Origin of the sequence: Elstera litoralis, assembly GCF_000963705.1 — a bacterium.
GTDB lineage: Bacteria > Pseudomonadota > Alphaproteobacteria > Elsterales > Elsteraceae > Elstera > Elstera litoralis.
Map to the genome: position 1 here is coordinate 1 of NZ_LAJY01000259.1, position 2,382 is coordinate 2,382.

A 2,382-nucleotide genomic window follows, 5' to 3' on the forward strand; every position below is an offset into this window, starting at 1 on the left:
CACAATCGGCACCAGCAACGGAATCCCCACGGCGATCCGCACAAAGGCCACTTGGAACGGATGCAGGTCCACCGTCGTCACCCGGATCAGCAGGCCCATCGTGGAAAACACCATCCCGGCAAGGATCATCCAGATTGCCGCCTGAACGGGCAGCGCACAGCGCTTGATTGCCGCATCCAAACTAGAATAGGGATGGGTCAGGAGGAGCGGCATCGGCATAAAGCATATCCTTCGGGCGATAAACCCAAGGCTTTCCGGCTGAAACGGGGCCGCTTCATCCTGGTCCCACAAACCAACGGTTTGGTGTGAAACTAAAGGAACCCAGCTATGCAGTTTCTGGTTATTGCCCGCGACGGCACCGACGCCGATGCCCTCGCCCGCCGTCTGGCGACGCGGGAAGCCCATCTGGACAACGTGAAAAAGTACAAGGAAACCGGGGAAATTCTAATCGGCGGCGCGCTCCTGAGCGCCGAAGGCACGATGAACGGCAGCGCTTTGATGGTGAATTTCGCCGACCGCGCCGCGCTCGACGCCTATCTCAGCACCGATCCCTACACGGTAAACGGCGTGTGGCAGACGTTCGAGATTACCGAAATGAAAGTGGCAGGGCTTTAACCCTGCGAGCGCGCGGGCGGAGGCCAAGCCCCCACCCGCGCCCGCCTTTACAGCGCGACCGTAAACGGCGCGCCGGTTTTGGCTTTCACCTCATCGACCGTCACGCCATCGGCAAGACCGATAAGGGTGAGGCCGCCGTTTTTACGGTCGATATCGAACACGGCAAGATCGGTAATCACCCGATCCACCACCTGCGTGCCCGTCAGCGGCAGGGTGCAGGCCGGAAGGATCTTCGGGCCGCCGTCTTTGTCGGTATGCTCCATGACGACGACGACGCGCTGAACCCCGGCAACGAGGTCCATCGCCCCGCCCATGCCCTTCACGAGCTTGCCGGGGATCATCCAATTGGCCAAATCGCCATTGGCCGCCACCTGCATCGCGCCCAAAATGGCGAGATTGACGTGACCGCCGCGAATCATGCCGAAGCTGGTGGCGCTATCGAAAAAGCTCGATTGCGGTAGCGCCGTCACGGTTTGCTTACCGGCATTGATGAGGTCCGGGTCTTCCTCGCCCTCGTAAGGAAAAGGCCCGATGCCGAGCATGCCGTTTTCGCTTTGCAGCGACACTTCCATGCCGTCGGGAATATAATTCGCCACCAGGGTCGGAATGCCGATCCCAAGGTTGACGTAGAAACCGTCGCGCAACTCTTGCGCCGCGCGCGCGGCCATTTGATCGCGGGTCCAAGCCATTGTTCTGCTCCGATCCGGGGTTAGGCGCGCTTGCGCGTGGTGCGTTGCTCGATGCGCTTTTCGGCGTCGGGCACATGCACGATGGCATTCACGAAAATACCGGGCGTGTGAACCGCGTCGGGATCGATCGCGCCGATCTCGACCAGATGCTCGCACTGAACCACGGTGAACTTGCCCGCCGTTGCCATCGGCGCGTTAAAGTTCCGCGCCGTTTTGCGGTAAACAAGATTGCCCTCGCGGTCGGATTTCCAGGCGTGGATGATCGCAAGATCGGCGACCAGCCCGGTTTCCAGCACGTAGTTTTCGCCGTTGAAGGCGCGCACGTCCTTGCCGTCGGCCACGATCGTGCCAACGCCCGTCTTCGTGTAGAAGCCCGCAATCCCGGCCCCGCCCGCGCGGCAGCGTTCGGCCAGCGTGCCTTGCGGGTTGAACTCAAGCTCCAACTCGCCCGAGAGGTAAAGCTGGGCAAAAAGCTTATTCTCCCCAACGTAGGACGAGATCATCTTTTTGATCTGGCGGGCTTCCAGCAGCGTGCCGAGGCCGACGCCATCGATGCCGCAATTGTTGGAAATCACCGTGAGGTTTTTTACCCCAGCCAGCTTAATGGCGGCGATCAAGGCATCTGGAATACCACAGAGGCCAAAGCCCCCGGCCATGATCGTCATGCCGTCGAACAAACGCCCGGCCAGGGCCTCGACGGCGGTCGCGTGGACCTTATTCATGCGATTCAGTCTCCCCCTCTGAGTGTCGCAATGCTTCCGGTTCGGAAGCCTTCTTAACAAGCGGCAAGCACCAAACGGGGTATTTTGCCGCACCGCAGTGTCGGGGGAGGCTCGAAGTTCGTCAATGTCCCTTTTGAGGAGGCACGCGGTCAAGCATGGAAAGGGTCGGCCAGCGCGTCAATGCGCGAACCGTTCCGTCAGGCTTACGACGCAAAGCCCAAACAGGTTCCAGCCAATCAGCAAAAACCGAACACTGAAGGTCACGGGCGATACTCATTGCGTTTCCAAAAGGAGCAATAAGGTCGATTATCCATAAATTTGGTCCATCCGACCAAGCATCCGTTGCCGGAGTCGCC

The 2,382-nt window shown here is 60.0% G+C and carries 5 protein-coding genes; 1 reads left to right on the plus strand and 4 read right to left on the minus strand.

Going from position 1 to position 2,382, the window contains the following annotated elements; genetic code table 11:
- Positions 1–219, minus strand: a 219-nt coding sequence (locus VZ95_RS10790) for a hypothetical protein (RefSeq protein ID WP_045775846.1), incomplete at its 3' end; no start/stop codon positions are given.
- A 108-nt stretch (positions 220–327) separates the two neighbouring features.
- On the opposite strand from VZ95_RS10790, the gene VZ95_RS10795 reads away from it, so the two are divergent.
- Positions 328–615 carry a YciI family protein gene (locus VZ95_RS10795; protein WP_045775847.1) on the plus strand — a complete coding sequence of 96 codons (288 nt, stop codon included), beginning with the start codon at positions 328–330 and terminating at the stop codon, positions 613–615.
- Positions 616–662: 47 nt separating this feature from the next.
- On the opposite strand, the gene VZ95_RS10800 is transcribed toward VZ95_RS10795, so the two are convergent.
- The 3 genes from VZ95_RS10800 to VZ95_RS24055 form a co-directional block, all read right to left on the minus strand.
- Positions 663–1,304, minus strand: a complete 642-nt coding sequence (locus VZ95_RS10800) for a CoA transferase subunit B (RefSeq protein WP_045775848.1) — start codon at positions 1,302–1,304, stop codon at positions 663–665.
- A gap of 20 nt (positions 1,305–1,324) precedes the next feature.
- On the minus strand, positions 1,325–2,026 hold the full coding sequence (locus VZ95_RS10805; protein ID WP_045775849.1) for a CoA transferase subunit A: 702 nt from the start codon (positions 2,024–2,026) through the stop codon (positions 1,325–1,327).
- A 121-nt stretch (positions 2,027–2,147) separates the two neighbouring features.
- On the minus strand, positions 2,148–2,382 hold a 235-nt coding region (locus VZ95_RS24055; protein ID WP_156995237.1), incomplete at its 5' end, for a toxin-activating lysine-acyltransferase.